This window comes from Cupriavidus sp. D39, assembly GCF_026627925.1.
GTDB lineage: Bacteria > Pseudomonadota > Gammaproteobacteria > Burkholderiales > Burkholderiaceae > Cupriavidus > Cupriavidus ulmosensis.
On the sequence record NZ_JAPNLE010000009.1, the window covers coordinates 3,424,769 to 3,441,627 of the forward strand.

The following is a 16,859-nucleotide window of genomic DNA, read 5'->3' on the forward strand; positions in this document are numbered from 1 at the left end:
CAGTCATGGCGATATTGTCGCAGATCGATCCGGCGCAACCGCCGCGCCCGGCACATCCGTCGTACCCGCTGCACCGGCGGCATCCTTTGCGGGCATGTTCAGGCACTCCATCATCAGCCGGCGTGCCACCACGCCGTCGATCAGGCCGCCCAGGCTGCCCTGGCGCTTCACCAGCTTGCGGTGCAGGCGCTTGGCATAGCGCGCGGGCAGCACCGGCTTCAAGGCCTCGATCACATAGCGCAGCCGCTTGCTGCCAATGCGAAAGCGATGCACGCGGGCCAGGTCTTGCGAGCGCGCGGCGCGCGCCAGCGATTTCACGCGCTTGCGCCCGCGGCACACCCGCCGGCTGGCGAACTCCGCCAGGTGATCCTTTGCGGCGGAGCCAGCGCCCTGCACGCCGCCACGGTTCAGGTGCGTGAGATCGCGGTGCAGCACGGGCAGCGGCCAGTGCTGGTATTCGGTGAGCTGCGCCAGCATGGTGGCGCGTGCGTAGTGGCGGCGCGTAATCGCGGTGTCATGCACCGCCAGCAGCACCGGATCCTCCGGCTCCAGGTCCAGCGCCGGGCGCAAGGTCTCGCTGACGAACACGTCCCAGTCGCGCACATCGCTGGCAGCCTGCGCCAGCTTGCGCAGGCAGTCATCCCAGCGCGCGCGGATGGCCTTGGGCAAGGCCGGGGCAAAGGCCCAGCACACGGCGCGCAGATGCCGCACCGCCACGCGCAATGCGTGCACATCATCGGGATGGTCACGCCGGTGCAAGGCATCCAGCTGATCGGCAACCGCCACCAGGCCCGCATCGCCGAGCGCGATGAAGGCATCGATGGCGGGCATGCGGGGGTGCAACTGGATGGGAAGGTTGGCAGCGCGCATGGCATATCGGCATTGGCATATGTACCGGCGTACCTACCGGAACAGCCTGATCTACGCAGGCCAGGTTCAGGGCACGATTCAGGGCACGTCTATTCAGTGTAGGCCATTGTGCCGGGTGCGCCGCACTCCATTGACAGCCTGCGCGCTTCGGGTTGCAATGGGTGCTGGCAACGCCGGCCGGCCAGCCACCACCCAAGCCGTACCCGACCACCACTAGTGCGAGGAGCAGCGCCATGTCCACCGAACAAGAACGGCTTTTGCTGCGGGACACCATCGAGGCCGGCTTTCGCCAGGCGGCCTTCGTCGCGGACGTGGGCATCCGGCTGGTGGATTGCGGGCCGGGCTGGTGCGAGAGCGAACTGCTGGTCACGCCCCGCCACCTGCAGCACGGCGGCATCGTCCACGCCGGCGTGCAGGCCACCATCGCCGACCAAACCGCGGGCGCGGCCGCCTCCACCATGCTGGATGCCGGGCGCCATGTGGTCACCGCCGAATTCAAGATCAACCTGCTGCGCGCCGCCCGCAGCGATCGCCTTACCTGCCGCGCCGACGTACTGAAATCCGGCCGCGCCATCATCGTGGTGGAGGCCGATGTCTTCGCCAGCGTGCACGGCGAGGCGGTGCTGGTCAGCCGCTTCAACGCCACCATGAGCGTGCTCGACCTGGCCTGAGACGGCGTCTTCGTGCCGGATCCGGACGGCCACAATATCGAGGCGGTGTGCCACGCGCCTGGGTGAGACGAGGGGAACGCAGACAAGCACGCATCGCATGCGGTACCGAAAATCGGTAAATTGTTACCTGTTTTAGGTATCCGGCAAAAACCGGCAAGCCATGGGCTTGGGCTGCTCAGAACAACAGCGTCAGCAAATCAAACAACTCCTGATCCGCCGCTGCGGCGGAACGGGCACGCCGCCTGATCACGGCCAGCAGGCAATCCACGAAGCACTGCGCGGCCGCGCCGCGCATCGCGCTGCGGCGCGCGATGATGCCCAGCTGGCTGGTTTCGAAGCGCTCGGCCACCGGCACCGCCTGCACCCAGCCGCGCATCGCGTCGGTGAACATCAGCGGCCGCGGGCAATAGGTGAGCATGCCCGCGTGCCGCACCATCTCCAGCAGCAACGAGGTCGAATGCGCGCGATGCAGATGGCGCGGCTCGATGTCGGCGCCGTGTTGCCAGAACAGGTTCTGCATCATCGCTGGGTAGGTGGCGGGCGTGTAGTTCACCACCCAGTCCTGGTCCAGCAGTTGATGCAGCGAGGTCTTGCCGGCGCAAGGATGGTCGCGGCTGGCTACCACGCGGGAGTCGTAGGCCAGCAGGAGCTCGCAGTCGAACTCCTGGCCCGACATGGTCCGCGTGAACGGACCCACGACAAAATCCAGCAGGCCCTCGCGCAGGCGCGGCAATGCCACCGCGGTCAGGCCCTCGAACACCTCAAGCTGCACGCCCGGCATGCGCTCCCGAAAACGCAGCATCGTCTCGGACAGGAACGTCAGCATGACCCAGGGCGTGACACCGATCGACAGCCGCCCGCCCACCTCGCCACGGAGCTCCGCCAGTTCCGCGTTGGCGCGCTCCAGCTGGCCAACCACCAGGCGTGCATGGCCCAGCAGCCGTAGCCCCGTCTCCGTGAAGCCAACGCCGCCCGCGGTGCGCAGCAGCAGCGGCAGCCGCTGCTCCGCTTCCAGTTCGCGCAGCGCCTTGGTCACGGCCGCTTGCGAATGGTCCAGCAGGCGTGAGGCGGCACGGATGCTGCCGGCGTCGGCAACGGCAACCAGAGCCTGGAGTTGATGGAGTTTCATTGTGGGGCTGAGGGGGAAAATGGAGACAACCAACGGTTGTCAGGATAACAAGATTGCGGCTTCCCGCGGCGGGTGGGCGCTGCCTATGATCGGTTCCCTGTTCCACGGGGGCGCCGCCGGCATGGCGTCTGCCACCCGGCACCCACAAGGAGACCCGTCATGCTGCAAGCCGCCCAACCCGCAGAATCCCCTGTTTTGCCCGGCATCCGCGCCATCGAAGCCGAGATGGTGGCCTTGCGCCACCGCATTCACTCGCATCCCGAACTCGGCTTCGAGGAGTTCGTCACCAGCGACCTGGTGGCGGAGTGCCTGCAGGCTTGGGGCTACGCGGTGCATCGCGGGCTGGGCGGCACCGGCGTGGTCGGCACGCTGCACCACGGCGAGGGCCGCGCGCTGGGCCTGCGCGCCGATATGGACGCGCTGCCCATCCAGGAAGCCACCGGCCTGCCCTACGCCAGCAAGCTCGACGGCAAGATGCACGCCTGCGGGCACGACGGCCACACCGCCACCTTGCTCGCCGCCGCCAAATACCTGGCCGAGCACAAGCCTTTCAAGGGCACGCTGCACCTGATCTTCCAGCCCGCCGAGGAAGGCATGGGCGGGGCCCGTGAAATGATCAACGACGGGCTGTTCACGCTGTTTCCCTGCGATGCCGTGTTCGCCCTGCACAACATGCCCGGCCATCCGGTCGGCAAGTTCGGCTTCCTGCCCGGGCCCTTCATGGCCTCGTCCGATACCGTCACCATCCGCGTGAGCGGGCGCGGCGGCCACGGCGCGGTGCCGCACAAGGCGATCGATCCGGTGGTGGTCTGCGCCTCCATGGTGATGGCGCTGCAAAGCGTGGTGGCCCGCAACGTCAACCCGCTCGACATGGCCATCGTCACCGTCGGCGCCATCCAGGCCGGCAAGGCGCCCAACGTGATTCCCGACAGCGCCGAGATGCGGCTGTCCGTGCGCGCGCTCAAGGCCGAGGTACGCGACCTGCTCCAGGCCCGTATCACCGCGCTGGCGCACGCCCAGGCCGAGAGCTTCGGCGCACGTGCCGAGGTCCACTACGACCGCCGCTACCCGGTACTCGTCAACCATCCCGCCGAAACGGAACTGGCCCGCGACGTGGCGCGCGAATGGCTGGGCGACGAAGGACTGATCGACAACATGGTACCCCTCACCGGCAGCGAGGACTTCGCCTTCCTGCTGGAGCAGCGCCCCGGCTGCTACCTGATCATCGGCAACGGCGACGGCGAGGGCGGCTGCATGGTGCACAACCCGGGCTACGACTTCAACGACGCCTGCCTGCCGCTCGGCGCCACCTACTGGGTCAAGCTGGCCGAGCGCTTCCTGGCCTGAGCCCGCGCGCGCACGACAGCGCAGATTGAGATTTGGCAGTAAGCAGAGACCGGACGCATGCCCGCCAGGCATCTGACAAGGCTGCAAAACCAGCCGGTTTGCTCCCCTCTCCCGCGCGCGGGAGAGGGGAGCACGACGGCGTAGATCGAGCTTTGTCAGCAAGCTGACCGGGCGCATGCCCGGCAATAACGATTCAAGGAGACCGGACCATGTCCACCACCACCGCCGCCCCGGCGCAGGCGCCAGCCGCCGCGCCCGCCCTGCCTGCGCCCACCCGGCGTGCCATCGCCGCCATCACCATCGGCAACGGGCTCGAGTTCTACGACTTCACCGTCTACAGCTTCTTTGCCGTGATGATCGGGCGGCTGTACTTCCCGGTGCAAGGCGCGCTCGGGCAGTTGATGTTGTCGCTGGCCACCTTTGGCGTGGGCTTCGTGGCGCGGCCGCTGGGTGGCGTGCTGATCGGCCTGTACGCCGACCGCGTCGGCCGCAAGCCGGCCATGACGCTGACGCTGTGGATGATGGGACTGGGCTCCGCGCTGTTCGTGGTGGCGCCCACCTATGCCCAGATCGGCCTCGCCGCGCCGGCGCTGATCGTGCTGGCGCGGCTGGTGCAGGGCTTTGCCATTGGCGGCGAGATGGGCGCATCCACGGCGCTGCTCATGGAGTACGCCGACGACAACTCGCGCGGCTACTTCGGCAGCTGGCAGTTGTTCAGCCAGGGCGTGAGCGTGCTGCTGGGCTCGCTGGTGGGCCTGCTGCTGACCAATGCGCTGCCCCCTGCGGCGCTGGAAAGCTGGGGCTGGCGCCTGCCCTTCCTGCTCGGCATCCTGGTGATTCCGGTCGGCCTGTATATCCGACGGCATCTCGACGAAACCGGCGAGTCCGCCACGGGCACCCACGGCGCCACCAGCGAGCGCGCGGGTCTGTCCGAGGTATTCCTCGGCCACGGCCGCGCGGTGGTGGCTGGCGTGCTGATCACCATTGGCGGCACCTCCGCCAACTACATCGTGCTGCACTACATGGCCAGCTACGCGGTGACGGTGCTGAAGCTACCGCTGTCGGTCGGCATGGGCGCCAGTTGCCTAGCCGCGCTGGTGCAGGTGGCGCTGTGCGCCTATGCCGGCCGCCTGTCGGACCGCATCGGGCGCAAGCCCGCCATCCTGTGGTCGCGCGTGGCGATGTTGGTGCTGATCTATCCGGCCTTCCTGCTGATCAACGCGCACCCGTCGCTTGCGGTGCTGCTGGCTGCGGTGGCGTTGCTGGCGCTGACGCTGGTCTTCAACACGGTGCCGTCGGTGGTGCTGCTGACCGAACTCTTCCCCCGCAGGATTCGCGCCACCGGCCTGTCGGTGGTCTATTGCATCGGCGTGCTGGTGTTCGGCGGGTTTGCGCAGTTCCTGGCGACCTGGCTGATCGACCTCACCGGCGACCGCAACGCGCCGGCTTTGTACGTGATCGGCTGCGGGATTGCCTCGCTGGTGGGTTTGGTGATGGTGCGGGAGACTGCGGGCAAGCGGCTTGATTGAGGAGACGGTCGCTTACGCCTTGCGCCTGGCCGTGCCTGCGCTCTCGGGATGGCAGGCTTGGCCCTCATCCCCGAGCGTTGCGCACCCGTGCTCGCAGGGCCTCGAAGTAGTCCCTATCGACCGGAGCCGTGGGCGCTGAATCGGCACCCGCCAATAACAGGCCGCGAAGGTGCTGGCGATCCTGATCCTTGCAGATCAGCTCACGCACGTACTCGCTGCTGGTGCCGTAGCCGCGTTGGTTGACTTGCTCATCGACAAAGGCCTTGAGCGTGTCAGGATGGGAGATATTCATGGTGCTCATGGTTTCATGCTAGCGAGTTTGGCAAGATTTGGCCAACCAACTTTCTGCGTGGCGTCTTGCTGCCACGATCTCCAGGGCCCGCTGCTGGCCCCGCCAAGCCTTCGTGGTGTACCCCAGCTCGTCGGCACGGCACGGGTTGGGCGCGTCTTGGCAACGCCACCGGGGCGACAGCCATCGTCATTCCAGACGGTTTTGGCCTTTTCAGTCGGTTTCGTTCAAGGCAAAAAAAGCCCGGTGCATCGCACCGGGCTTTTCTATTGCCAGCGGGTTTGCCACCCGCCAGCCTCTATGCACTGCAACTTCAACTTCAGCTCTTTACCACCGCAGCGGTCTTCACCTTGTTCTTGCCAAGCATCCGGTTGATCTGCCATTGCTGCGCGATCGACAAGACGTTGTTGGTCACCCAGTACATCACCAGGCCGGCCGGGAAGAAGAAGAACATGAACGAGAACACCAGCGGCATGATCATCATGACCTTGGCCTGCACGGGGTCCGGCGGGGTCGGGTTCAGCTTGGTCTGCACGAACATCGACACGGCCATCAGCACCGGCAGGATGTAGAACGGATCCGGCACCGACAGGTCATGGATCCAGCCCAGCCACGGCGCACCGCGCATCTCAACCGACGACAGCAGCACCCAGTACAGCGCAATGAACACCGGGATCTGGATCACGATGGGCAGGCAGCCGCCCAGGGGATTGACCTTCTCGGTGCGGTACAGCGCCATCATCTCCTGGTTCATCTTCTGCGGATCGCCCTTTAGGCGTTCGCGCATTGCGGTCATGCGGGGCTGCAGGTCCTTCATCTTGCCCATGGACTTGTAGCTAGCCGCCGACAGCGGGAAGAACACCAGCTTGATCAGCACCGTCAGCAGGATGATCGACCAGCCCCAGTTGCCCAGGAAGCCGTGCAGCTTTTCCAGCAGCCAGAAGATCGGCTTGGCCAGGATGGTCAGCCAGCCATAGTCCTTCACCAGTTCCAGGCCCGGGGTGATCTTCTCGAGCATGCGCTCTTCCTGCGGGCCGGCGAACAGGCGCGCGTCGGTGGTCACCGTGGCGCCCGGGGCGATGGCGCCCAGCGGCTGCTGCACGCCCACGCGGAACAGGTTGTTGTCGATCTTCTCGACGTAGAAGCTGTGCTCCTTGCCCAACTGCGGAATCCAGGCCGAGGCAAAGTAATGCTGCACCATCGCCACCCAGCCGCTGGTACCGGCCGAGGGGACCGAGGCCTTGCCCTTGCCGATGTCGTCGAAGGTGATCTTGTGGTACTTGTCGGCGTCGGTGTAGATGGCCGGGCCGGTGAAGGTGCTATAGAACTGCGACTGCTCGACCTTGCTGCCGTCGCGCGTCAGTTCCATGTACAGCGTCGGCGAGACCGGCTTGCCGCTGTCGTTGGTCACGGCAAATTGCGTGTCCACAACATAGCTGCCCTTGTGGAAGGTGTAGGTCTTGGCCAGCTTGACCCCGTCCTTCTCCGCCGTCAGCGTGATCGCCACCTTGTCCGAGCCGGCCAGGTCACGCGGGCCCTCCGAAGCGGTGAACACCGTGGTGTGGTTCGGCAGGTCGCCACCGATCAGGCCGGAGCGGGCCATGTAGGTGCGGGTCTGGTCACGCTCGAACAGCACGACCGGCTTGCCGTCATGCTCTTTGTGGTTCAGCAGTTCCAGGCGCGTCAGGATGCCGCCGGCGGTATCGATCTGGGCACGCATCACGTCGGTGCTGACCACGATCTTCTCGCCGCTCGGCTGGGCCACGGCTACCGGGACGGACGCCGGGGCGCCTGCGTCGGTGCCGGCAGTGGCATTGGCCTTGGGCACGTCGCCTTGCGGGGCCGAAGCGCCGCCTGCGGTTGCCGGAGCCTGCTGCGTCGCGCTCGGGAAGAACATCGACTGGTGACCGTTGGCGCGCTGCCAGTTGTCGTAGAGCAGCACGAGGGCCATCGAGAAGATGACCCAGAGTATGGTGCGTTTGATATCCATGTCTCGCTGTGGTCGGGGGAAATCAGGGGCGGGGTAGCCGGATCGTGACTGGATGGCCAGTCGCGGGGCGAGCCCGGTCTTGCTTTGTTGCCGATGCCGGTGGCACCGGATCATACCCGCCATCCGTGAACGGATGGCATCGGCATAGCCGGCAAGCGGCCAGCCAGCTGCCGCGCCCTGCGCCATGGCACAGGATCGCTTCGCGGGCGTAATCGGAACAGGTAGGCAGGAAGCGGCACTGCGAGCCAAAAAACGGGCTCAGGGCGATCTTGTAGATACGCAGCAGGGCAAGCAGGATTCGCTTCATGGCAGCGGGCTGGGGGCGGTCAACAAGCGGGAGCGCCCGAGGGCGGGACTTCTGTGGGCGCAGCCTCGGCGGACGTTGGCGGCGACACCCCGGAAGGGGCAGCAGGGCGCGGGGCCAGCGGGCGCACCGCTACCTCGAACAAGCCAGTCAACTCAGCCAGGCACGCCCGGCGTATCGCGGTGCGGCTGGCAAACTCCGCACGCGGAAACTTGGCCTGCAGGCGCAGCAATACATCGCGGCCCGCGAGTTTGTCCTGCCGCGCGCGGAACAGTTCCCGCACCATGCGCTTGACCAGGTTGCGCTCGGCGGCGCGCGCTGCGAACTTCTTGCCAACCACCACGCCCAGGCGGGCTTGCGGCAGGCCGTTCTCGCCCACATACAGCACGAAATGCTGGCTGCGCCTGCGCGGGCGCAATGCAAAAACGGATGAAAACTCATCCGTTTTTGTGAGCCTCGCGGCTTTAGGGTAGGCAAAGGTAGTCACGCTAGGCAAAGCGAGCGGAAAAGCTGTGCTTGGCTGCTGGCTACCGGCCGTCCAAAAGGCGAGGCGAGTGGCCAAGGCGGCGCAAACTGCAGCACCGCCAAAGCCGGTCGCCAGGCCCTTAGACTGCCAGGCGCTTGCGGCCCTTGGAACGACGCGCGTTGATGACGGCACGGCCGCCGCGGGTCTTCATGCGCACGCGGAAACCATGGGTACGCTTGCGGCGGGTAACGGAAGGTTGGTATGTACGTTTCATGTTGCACTCTCTGGTTGATCTGGGCTCGCCCGGCTTCCGGCGTTAAGCCGGGCGCCGCCGCGTATGGTTCGCATGGGGCTGCCGCGGTTTGCGGTGTTGCCGACTGCTGTGGTGATCTTGCTGCCGGCCGCGTGTATCTCCATCTCGCGAATCGATGGCACCGACGAATCGGTACTCGACGCTCGCGAGGCAGCGAGGCAGATGAGGGAGGGAATCTTGCCGGAGCGGATCGTAAATCAACCCATCCGTTCCAACCCCATCAGCCTGCCCGGCCCGCTGCCTGTTCCGGCCAATCCAGCTATTTCCGGCACGCTTTGGCTCGGTGAAAAGCCAGCTTAGTGAAAAGCCAAACGCACCAGTCTTGCACGGAACAGGTCAGACCCGGCGATGCGCATACGTGATCCCCTGCGGCATCGCAGAACCCGCCATTTAACTGAGTTTCGCGCGACGTGTCAAGACTGCAGATGGATTAGAGCCTTCTTCTGCACCCCTGCCTGAAAAATACGCAACAGCCCGTTGTATTTCATTGTCCACAATCGCCAGTGGGTAAGTTTTTTCTTCTGGGGTGTCACCCGGGGTCGGTGAGGGTGAGCGAAGTCTCTGTTTCCACTAGCTTTTCCTGCGTTTTGCCTACCCGGAAACCCGCGCCAGAACTAGGGTTGTGCACAACAATTCACTGCTTTTTCACAACTTATCCACAGACTTATCCTTTGTGGATAACTTGGGGCGGGGGTACAATCCGGGTCCAAACACCACACGGGCTGCGTGGCGCAAGCGCAACCCGGGCAACACCCTGGCATGCCGGACAACGGACGCGCAACGGGCAGCGACGATTTCGTCGCCTCGCTCGTCAGCGACTCCCGCTTGTCGCGTCGATCACCATGGGGGCCCGGGCTGCGGGGTCATTGCGGATCGCTTTGCGATCGTTTTCAGGTTGAACGTACCTCTGGCAGGGATGCCTCACCGATCCTTGCCTGTCGTCCATTCGGCCGGACTGTCCATGCACCGTGGCGAACACCGAACAACAAAACAATGCAAGATTTCTGGCAGGCAGCAGCCGCGCAACTCGAGCGCGAACTGACGCCGCAACAGTTCAAGACCTGGATCAAGCCGTTGGCGCCTGTCGCCTTCGACGAGGAAGCGCATGCGCTGCGCATCGCCGCGCCCAACCGCTTCAAGCTCGATTGGGTAAAAGCCAGTTCTCCGGCCGCATCACCGCGCTCGCCTGCGAATACTGGGAAGCCAACGTTAGCGTTCACTTTGTCCTGGACCCCGCCGCCTCGGGCCGGGCGGCTGCCGGCTATCCGCAACAACCCGGTCAGGCCGGCCAGCCCGGCATGGCGCCCGCGCACGCCGGCCCCGGCTATCCGTCGGGCCAGCCGCTGTCGCAACACTTCGGCCAGCCCGGCATGCAGCCGGGCCAGGGCGGCCAGGGCTACGGCCCCATGAACCAGTCCGGCCAGCGCGGCGGGCAAGCGCCCTACCCCGGCAATTCTGGTGGCGGCGGCAACTATCCCGGCAACGCCAGCCAGAGCAACATGGGCGGCATGGGTGGCGAGATCGTCGATATCGACGTGCCGCAACTCGACCCGGCCGAAGCCAGCGCCCGCTCCTACCGCGTGCAGCCGTCCCAGCAGCCCATGCAGGGCGGCCACCCCGGTAACCAGGGCGGCGGCAATCAAGGTCACCCAGGCCACCAGGGGCACCCGGGCCAACAAGGTCACCAAGGCCACCAAGGCCACCAAGGCCACCCCGGCAACCAGCTCGGCGGCCAGCAGCAGAACGATTCGGTGCACGAGCGCTCGCGCCTGAACCACATCCTCACCTTCGACAACTTCGTCACCGGTAAGGCCAACCAGCTCGCGCGCGCCGCTGCCATCCAGGTGGCCAACAACCCAGGTAAGTCTTACAACCCGCTGTATCTATACGGCGGCGTAGGCCTGGGCAAGACCCACTTGATCCACGCCATCGGCAACTTCATGTTGCTGGAGAACCCGCGCGCCCGCATCCGCTACATCCACGCCGAGCAATACGTCTCCGACGTGGTCAAGGCCTACCAGCGCAAAGCGTTCGACGAGTTCAAGCGCTACTACCACTCGCTCGACCTGTTGCTGATCGACGATATTCAATTCTTCTCCGGCAAGAACCGCACGCAGGAAGAGTTCTTCTACGCCTTCGAAGCCCTGATCGCCAACCGGGCGCAGGTGATCATCACCAGCGATACGTACCCCAAGGAAATCAGCGGCATCGACGATCGCCTGATCTCGCGCTTCGATTCCGGCCTGACCGTCGCCATCGAGCCGCCCGAGCTGGAGATGCGCGTGGCCATTCTGATGAAGAAAGCCGCCGCGGAGAATGTGAGCGTGCCCGAGGAAGTCGCCTTCTTCGTGGCCAAGCATTTGCGATCGAACGTGCGCGAGCTGGAAGGCGCGCTGCGCAAGATCCTCGCCTTCTCCAACTTCCACGGCAAGGACATCACCATCGATGTCACCCGTGAAGCGTTGAAGGACCTGCTGACGGTGCAGAACCGCCAGATCTCTGTCGAGAACATCCAGAAGACCTGCGCGGATTTCTACAACATCAAGGTCGCGGACATGTACAGCAAGAAGCGGCCCGCCAATATCGCGCGGCCCCGCCAGATTGCCATGTACCTGGCCAAGGAACTCACGCAGAAAAGCCTGCCGGAAATCGGCGAGCTGTTCGGCGGACGCGATCACACCACCGTGCTGCACGCGGTGCGCAAGATCGCTGATGAGCGCAGTAAAGATGCGCAGCTCAACCACGAGCTGCACGTGCTGGAACAGACGCTCAAGGGCTGACCTGGAGCGTGAAATCGCAGTGAAGCAGCATTTGCCAGCCCGGTCACGCGGGGCTGGCATACTGTAGGGTACGCGCCGGGCAGGATCCGGCGCATGAATCAATCGGAAAGCAACACCGGGGCATTGCGGAACATTGCCATGAAAACGGCCTGGGCTAAGGCTTTGCGGTGAGTCGGGACGAGCGGGCGGAGGGGGCGGCCAGCGACAAAAGTCGCCAGCAGCCGAAGAAGTCTGAATTTGTGTCGCTTTGAGCACAAATTCACCCTCCGATCGCGCTTCTCCCGCTTCACCGCAGCGGCTTATCCTTGGTACAATGGCAAATTAACTCGTTGATTCCAAAGTCATTTTGGAAATACACGCAGCGAGTTAGTGCCAGTCAGTGCGCACCCGCGGTCGCTTACTACAAACGACGAAGGATAAATTCAATGCAATTGGTCAAAACCTCGCGAGACAATCTGCTGCGTCCGCTGCAAATCGTGAGCGGCATCGTGGAGCGCCGCCACACACTCCCGATCCTGGCCAACCTGCTGATTCGCAAGTCCGGGTCCAACGTCTCCTTCCTCTCGACCGACATCGAGATCCAGATCACCACGCACGCCGAATGCGGTGTGGGCAGCGACACCGTGGCCACCACCGTGGCCGCCCGCAAGCTGCTCGACATCCTGCGCGCCATGCCCGACGGCGAAGTCGCCCTGTCGCTCAACGACAAGCGCATGACCGTGCAGTCCGGCAAGAGCCGCTTCGCGCTGCAGACCCTGGCCGCCGAGGAATTCCCCACGGTGGCGGAAGCCAGCGAGTTCGGCGCCTCCGTCAGCCTGCCGCAAAAGACCTTCAAGCACCTGCTCGCCATGGTCCACTTCGCCATGGCCCAGCAAGACATTCGCTACTACCTCAACGGCATGCTGCTGGTGGTGGACGGCAAGAAGGTCATGGCAGTCGCCACCGACGGCCACCGCCTGGCGTACTGCGGTGTTGAGCTGGATACCGAAGCCACCAGTGGCGAAGGCGCCCCGTCGCGCCAGGAAGTCATCATCCCGCGCAAGACCATCCTGGAACTGCAACGCCTCTTGGAAGACAACGACGATCCCGTGAAAGTGCAACTGGCCGCCAACCAGGTCAAGTTCACCTTCGCCAACATCGAGCTGATCTCCAAGCTGGTCGAAGGCAAGTTCCCGGATTTCCAGCGCGTGATCCCCAAGGGCTACAAGAACGCCTTCGCCATCGATCGCGTCAAGCTGCAGCAAGCCCTGCAACGCACCGCCATCCTGACCACCGACAAGTTCAAGGGCGTGCGCTGCATCCTGGATACGCACGTACTCAAGATCAGCTCCACCAACGCCGACCAGGAAGAGGCGCAGGAAGAGCTCGAACTTGATTATTCGGGGGACGCCCTCGATATAGGTTTTAACGTTACCTACCTGCTGGACGTGCTTGCCAACCTCAAGAGCGAGCAAGTCCAGGTCAGCCTCGGCGACTCCAATTCGAGCGCGCTGATCACCGTGCCGGAAGACGACAACTTCAAGTACGTCGTCATGCCGATGCGCATTTGATGAGCCGGTAAACAGGACCAAAAGATACGCAAAACCGGAGCATCTAACGGCACACCACGGCTTGCGCAGGCGCCCCAAGGGGCCCGCGCAAGACCCGCCGCACCAGGGGCCGGATCGTTAAGATCCGCCCCTTTTGCCGTTTTTATGTAACCCGCTATGCGGCCCGATCCGGGCGCGCCCATCCGGGCGTGACGAGAGATCGCCGCATTCGCCGTGAGTAAGAGAACATGACCGAAGAGCAACAACCGCAATCGCAACCGCAACAGCAAGACAGCTACGGCGCAGGCTCGATCCAGATCCTGGAAGGCCTGGAGGCGGTGCGCAAGCGTCCGGGCATGTACATCGGCGACACGTCCGACGGCACCGGCCTGCACCACCTCGTATTTGAAGTGCTGGACAACTCCATCGACGAAGCCCTGGCCGGCTGGTGCACGGAAATCACCGTCACCATCCACAGCGACAACTCGATCTCCATCACCGACAACGGCCGCGGCATCCCCCGCTCGTCAAGTTCGACGACAAGCACGAACCCAAGCGCAGCGCGGCAGAAATCGCAATGACCGAGCTGCACGCCGGCGGCAAGTTCAACCAGAACAGCTACAAGGTCTCCGGCGGCCTGCACGGCGTGGGCGTGTCCTGCGTGAATGCCCTCTCCAAGTGGCTGCGCCTGACCGTGCGCCGCGACGGCCAGGCCCACCTGCTCGAGTTCGCCCAAGGCGCCGTGCAGAACCGCGTAGTGGAAACCGTGCCCGGCCCCGACGGCGTGCCCGTGGAAGTCTCGCCGATGAAGGTCATCGGCCCCACCGACAAGCGCGGCACCGAAGTCCACTTCCTCGCCGATGAAGAAATCTTCACCAACGTCGAGTTCCACTACGAGATCCTCTCCAAGCGCATCCGCGAGCTCTCGTTCCTGAACAACGGCGTGCACATCCGCCTGACCGACCAGCGCACCGGCAAGGAAGAAGACTTCGCCTTCTCCGGCGGCGTCAAAGGCTTTGTCGAGTACATCAACCGCGGCAAGAGCGTCCTGCACCCCAACATCTTCTACGCCAACACCGAAAAAGACGGTATCGCCGTAGAAGTGTCCATGCAGTGGAACGACGGCTACAACGAACAAGTACTCTGCTTCACCAACAACATCCCGCAGCGTGACGGCGGCACCCACCTCACCGGGTTGCGCGCCGCCATGACGCGCGTGATGAACAAGTACATCGAAGAAAACGAGATCGCCAAAAAGGCCAAGGTAGAAACCACCGGCGACGACATGCGCGAAGGCCTGGCCTGCGTGCTGTCTGTGAAGGTGCCCGAGCCCAAGTTCAGCTCGCAGACCAAGGACAAGCTCGTCTCGTCAGAAGTGCGCCTGCCCGTGGAAGAACTCGTCGCCAAGGCCCTGGGTGACTTCCTGCTGGAGACCCCGGTCGACGCCAAGATCATCTGCGGCAAGATCGTAGACGCCGCCCGCGCCCGCGAAGCCGCCCGCAAGGCCCGCGAAATGACCCGCCGCAAAGGCGTGCTCGACGGCATGGGCCTGCCCGGCAAGCTGGCAGACTGCCAGGAGAAGGATCCGGCCCAGTCGGAACTCTTCCTGGTGGAGGGTGACTCCGCAGGCGGCTCCGCCAAGCAAGGCCGCGACCGTAAGTTCCAAGCCATCCTGCCGCTCAAGGGCAAGATCCTGAACGTGGAACGCGCCCGCTTCGACAAGATGCTCTCCAGCCAGGAAGTGCTCACGCTGATCACCGCGCTAGGCACCGGCATCGGCAAGGACGACTACAACCTCGACAAGCTGCGCTACCACCGCATCATCATCATGACCGACGCGGACGTGGACGGCTCCCACATCCGCACGCTGCTGCTCACGTTCTTCTACCGCCAGATGCCCGACATCATCGAGCGCGGCCACGTGTATATCGCCCAGCCGCCGCTGTACAAGATCAAGCACGGCAAGGAAGAGCGGTATATCAAGGATGACACCGAGCTGAATGCCTACCTGCTGCGTCTGGCGATGGAAAAGGCTGCGCTGGTCAATCCAGACGGCAGCGAAGTCTCTGGTGATGCGCTGACCGAGCTGGCTCGCCAGTACCAACTGGCCGAAGCCGTGATCGGCCGCCTGTCCCGCATCGTGGATAGCGATGCGCTGCGCGCTATTGCTGATGGCATCGAGCTGGACCTGGACAGTGCTGCCGCGGCTGAAGCCTCAGCTACTGCGCTGAAGGCTAAGTTGTCGGAGATGCACTCCAAGACTTTGCTTGGCGCCGCGGTCAATGACGACGGCACGGCGGATGTCTATGCGCAGTTTGATGAGAAGACGGACAAGCATCGCCTGATGATTGCTCGCCGGCATCATGGCAATGTGCGGTTGTCGCATCTGGATGCGGACTTTGTCCACGGTGCTGACTACGCTGCGCTGTCGCTGGCTGCCAAGACCTTCCAGGGGTTGATTGCGGAAGGCACCAAGGTGCGCCGTGGCGAGGGTGAGAAGCTGCGGGATCAGACGGTGAATGACTTCCATGCTGCTATGCAGTGGTTGTTGTCTGAGGCCGAGCGTGGGGTTTCTCGTCAGCGGTATAAGGGGCTGGGGGAGATGAATCCTGAGCAGTTGTTTGAGACGACGCTGGACGTTACTCAGCGCCGATTGCTGAAGGTGCAGATTGAGGATGCTATTGCGGCTGATCAGATCTTTACCACCCTTATGGGGGATGAGGTTGAGCCGCGTAGGAATTTTATTGAGAGTAATGCGTTGGTGGCTCGGAATATTGATGTTTGAGGATTGCTGTAGATTCTCAGAATAGTTGAGAGAATTCACAAATAAATGATTCAGCTTCTCCAGAGGAATGGAAATACCTGGTGTCGGGACATCGCTATTGAACTTTGATCAGTCTAGGAGGCTGAAGGCACCGAAATCGTGAGACTGCTCGGATTGGCAAGTAGCAGACTAGTGGGATTGGTCGCAGTGAACGTAAGAATCAGGAGGGGCCCGCGGAAAATGCTGGAAACCTTGAGATAGCCGTTGACTGAAGCACGCACTCGCCAGATTGAGTTCCTCAACGCAATCCGGGGCTTTCAAGGTGCTCGTCGTACTAGTGGTTAATGTCCTTTTCGTGTCTCCCGAATAGGAGCATGCGCTAATGGAAGTTGCTTTGTAATCATCAGGTGGCGGGTTCGAGTCCTGCAGCCGGCACCAGCAAATTCAAAGGGTTACAAGCGTTCCGCTTGTAACCCTTTTTCGTGGTGCGCCCGGCAGGGCGCACTCACTTGAGGGTGCAAGTCCCTTACACACCCGGCAAGGGGAAGTGTTAGCCAGAGACAAGGGTTTCCCGGGCGACTGGGAGTCTGAAGGAAGTCCGAGGCAAAGCGCTGGCCTGACGAACAGGAAGCGGATGAGGCGTCGTATCGGGGTGAGGTAGCCATAATTGCCAAAGCCCGATACTTGCACGGAACGATGCGGCGTAGATCCGACAGGCATAAGCGTGAAGGTGGGTGCGTCATACCCGGGGAGATCTGCACCGCTGCCACGGTGCTACCGACGTCGAGAGGCGTCGGGACGGCGGTGCAGAAGTCAGCAGAGGCCATATTAGGTGCGCGGTTGGCACTGAAGGGCCAAACATGAATGAGCGCGATTAG

Annotated in this window: 15 protein-coding genes and 1 pseudogene; 9 read left to right on the forward strand and 7 right to left on the reverse strand. The window is 63.6% G+C overall.

The genetic code is table 11. The annotated features are described in order from the left end of the window. Positions 1-3: 3 nt before the first annotated feature. Positions 4-870 carry a CHAD domain-containing protein gene (locus tag OMK73_RS28080; RefSeq protein WP_267604901.1) on the reverse strand — a complete coding sequence of 289 codons (867 nt, stop codon included), beginning with the start codon at positions 868-870 and terminating at the stop codon, positions 4-6. A gap of 233 nt (positions 871-1,103) precedes the next feature. Between OMK73_RS28080 and OMK73_RS28085 the strand changes: the two genes are divergently transcribed. Next, complete coding sequence (locus OMK73_RS28085; protein WP_267604902.1) at positions 1,104-1,541, forward strand: PaaI family thioesterase; 438 nt, start codon at positions 1,104-1,106, stop codon at positions 1,539-1,541. Positions 1,542-1,716: 175 nt separating this feature from the next. Here OMK73_RS28085 and OMK73_RS28090 read toward each other — a convergent pair whose 3' ends face one another. Continuing rightward, positions 1,717-2,670, reverse strand: a complete 954-nt coding sequence (locus OMK73_RS28090; protein WP_267604903.1) for a LysR family transcriptional regulator — start codon at positions 2,668-2,670, stop codon at positions 1,717-1,719. Positions 2,671-2,895: 225 nt separating this feature from the next. Between OMK73_RS28090 and OMK73_RS28095 the strand changes: the two genes are divergently transcribed. Next, positions 2,896-4,017 carry a M20 aminoacylase family protein gene (locus OMK73_RS28095; RefSeq protein ID WP_267606542.1) on the forward strand — a complete coding sequence of 374 codons (1,122 nt, stop codon included), beginning with the start codon at positions 2,896-2,898 and terminating at the stop codon, positions 4,015-4,017. 209 nt (positions 4,018-4,226) lie between these two features. Continuing rightward, positions 4,227-5,546: an MFS transporter gene (locus OMK73_RS28100; RefSeq protein ID WP_267604904.1), complete on the forward strand. Its 1,320-nt coding sequence runs from the start codon at positions 4,227-4,229 to the stop codon at positions 5,544-5,546. 64 nt (positions 5,547-5,610) lie between these two features. Here OMK73_RS28100 and OMK73_RS28105 read toward each other — a convergent pair whose 3' ends face one another. The 5 genes from OMK73_RS28105 to rpmH form a co-directional block, all read right to left on the reverse strand. Next, positions 5,611-5,847 carry a ribbon-helix-helix domain-containing protein gene (locus OMK73_RS28105; protein ID WP_267604905.1) on the reverse strand — a complete coding sequence of 79 codons (237 nt, stop codon included), beginning with the start codon at positions 5,845-5,847 and terminating at the stop codon, positions 5,611-5,613. Positions 5,848-6,154: 307 nt separating this feature from the next. Then, entirely contained in the window at positions 6,155-7,825 is a 1,671-nt protein-coding gene (yidC, locus tag OMK73_RS28110; RefSeq protein WP_267604906.1) for a membrane protein insertase YidC, read from the reverse strand. A gap of 22 nt (positions 7,826-7,847) precedes the next feature. Beyond that, the gene (yidD, locus tag OMK73_RS28115) at positions 7,848-8,132 is read right to left on the reverse strand and encodes a membrane protein insertion efficiency factor YidD (protein WP_082054956.1); all 285 of its coding nucleotides are present in this window, start codon (positions 8,130-8,132) and stop codon (positions 7,848-7,850) included. Positions 8,133-8,151: 19 nt separating this feature from the next. Further along, the gene (gene rnpA, locus OMK73_RS28120) at positions 8,152-8,616 is read right to left on the reverse strand and encodes a ribonuclease P protein component (protein WP_267606543.1); all 465 of its coding nucleotides are present in this window, start codon (positions 8,614-8,616) and stop codon (positions 8,152-8,154) included. A 118-nt stretch (positions 8,617-8,734) separates the two neighbouring features. Then, positions 8,735-8,869: a 50S ribosomal protein L34 gene (gene rpmH / locus OMK73_RS28125; RefSeq protein WP_006161855.1), complete on the reverse strand. Its 135-nt coding sequence runs from the start codon at positions 8,867-8,869 to the stop codon at positions 8,735-8,737. Between the two features lie 63 nt (positions 8,870-8,932). Between rpmH and OMK73_RS28130 the strand changes: the two genes are divergently transcribed. From OMK73_RS28130 to OMK73_RS28150, 6 genes and pseudogenes are all read left to right on the forward strand, one after another. After that, positions 8,933-9,208: a hypothetical protein gene (locus tag OMK73_RS28130; protein WP_267604907.1), complete on the forward strand. Its 276-nt coding sequence runs from the start codon at positions 8,933-8,935 to the stop codon at positions 9,206-9,208. Between the two features lie 693 nt (positions 9,209-9,901). Continuing rightward, complete coding sequence (locus OMK73_RS39410) at positions 9,902-10,318, forward strand: DnaA N-terminal domain-containing protein (protein WP_420715591.1); 417 nt, start codon at positions 9,902-9,904, stop codon at positions 10,316-10,318. 116 nt (positions 10,319-10,434) lie between these two features. Beyond that, a pseudogene (gene dnaA / locus OMK73_RS28135) lies at positions 10,435-11,688 on the forward strand (chromosomal replication initiator protein DnaA); the annotation flags it as partial. Between the two features lie 425 nt (positions 11,689-12,113). Next, positions 12,114-13,238 (forward strand): DNA polymerase III subunit beta, encoded by a 1,125-nt coding sequence (dnaN, locus tag OMK73_RS28140; RefSeq protein WP_267604908.1) that lies wholly within the window; start codon positions 12,114-12,116, stop codon positions 13,236-13,238. 227 nt (positions 13,239-13,465) lie between these two features. Then, positions 13,466-13,798, forward strand: coding sequence for an ATP-binding protein (locus OMK73_RS39415; RefSeq protein ID WP_267604909.1), 333 nt, complete (start codon positions 13,466-13,468; stop codon positions 13,796-13,798). After that, positions 13,795-16,002 carry a DNA gyrase subunit B gene (locus tag OMK73_RS28150; protein WP_267604910.1) on the forward strand — a complete coding sequence of 736 codons (2,208 nt, stop codon included), beginning with the start codon at positions 13,795-13,797 and terminating at the stop codon, positions 16,000-16,002. The genes OMK73_RS39415 and OMK73_RS28150 overlap by 4 nt, the downstream gene beginning before the upstream one ends. Positions 16,003-16,859 lie beyond the last annotated feature (857 nt).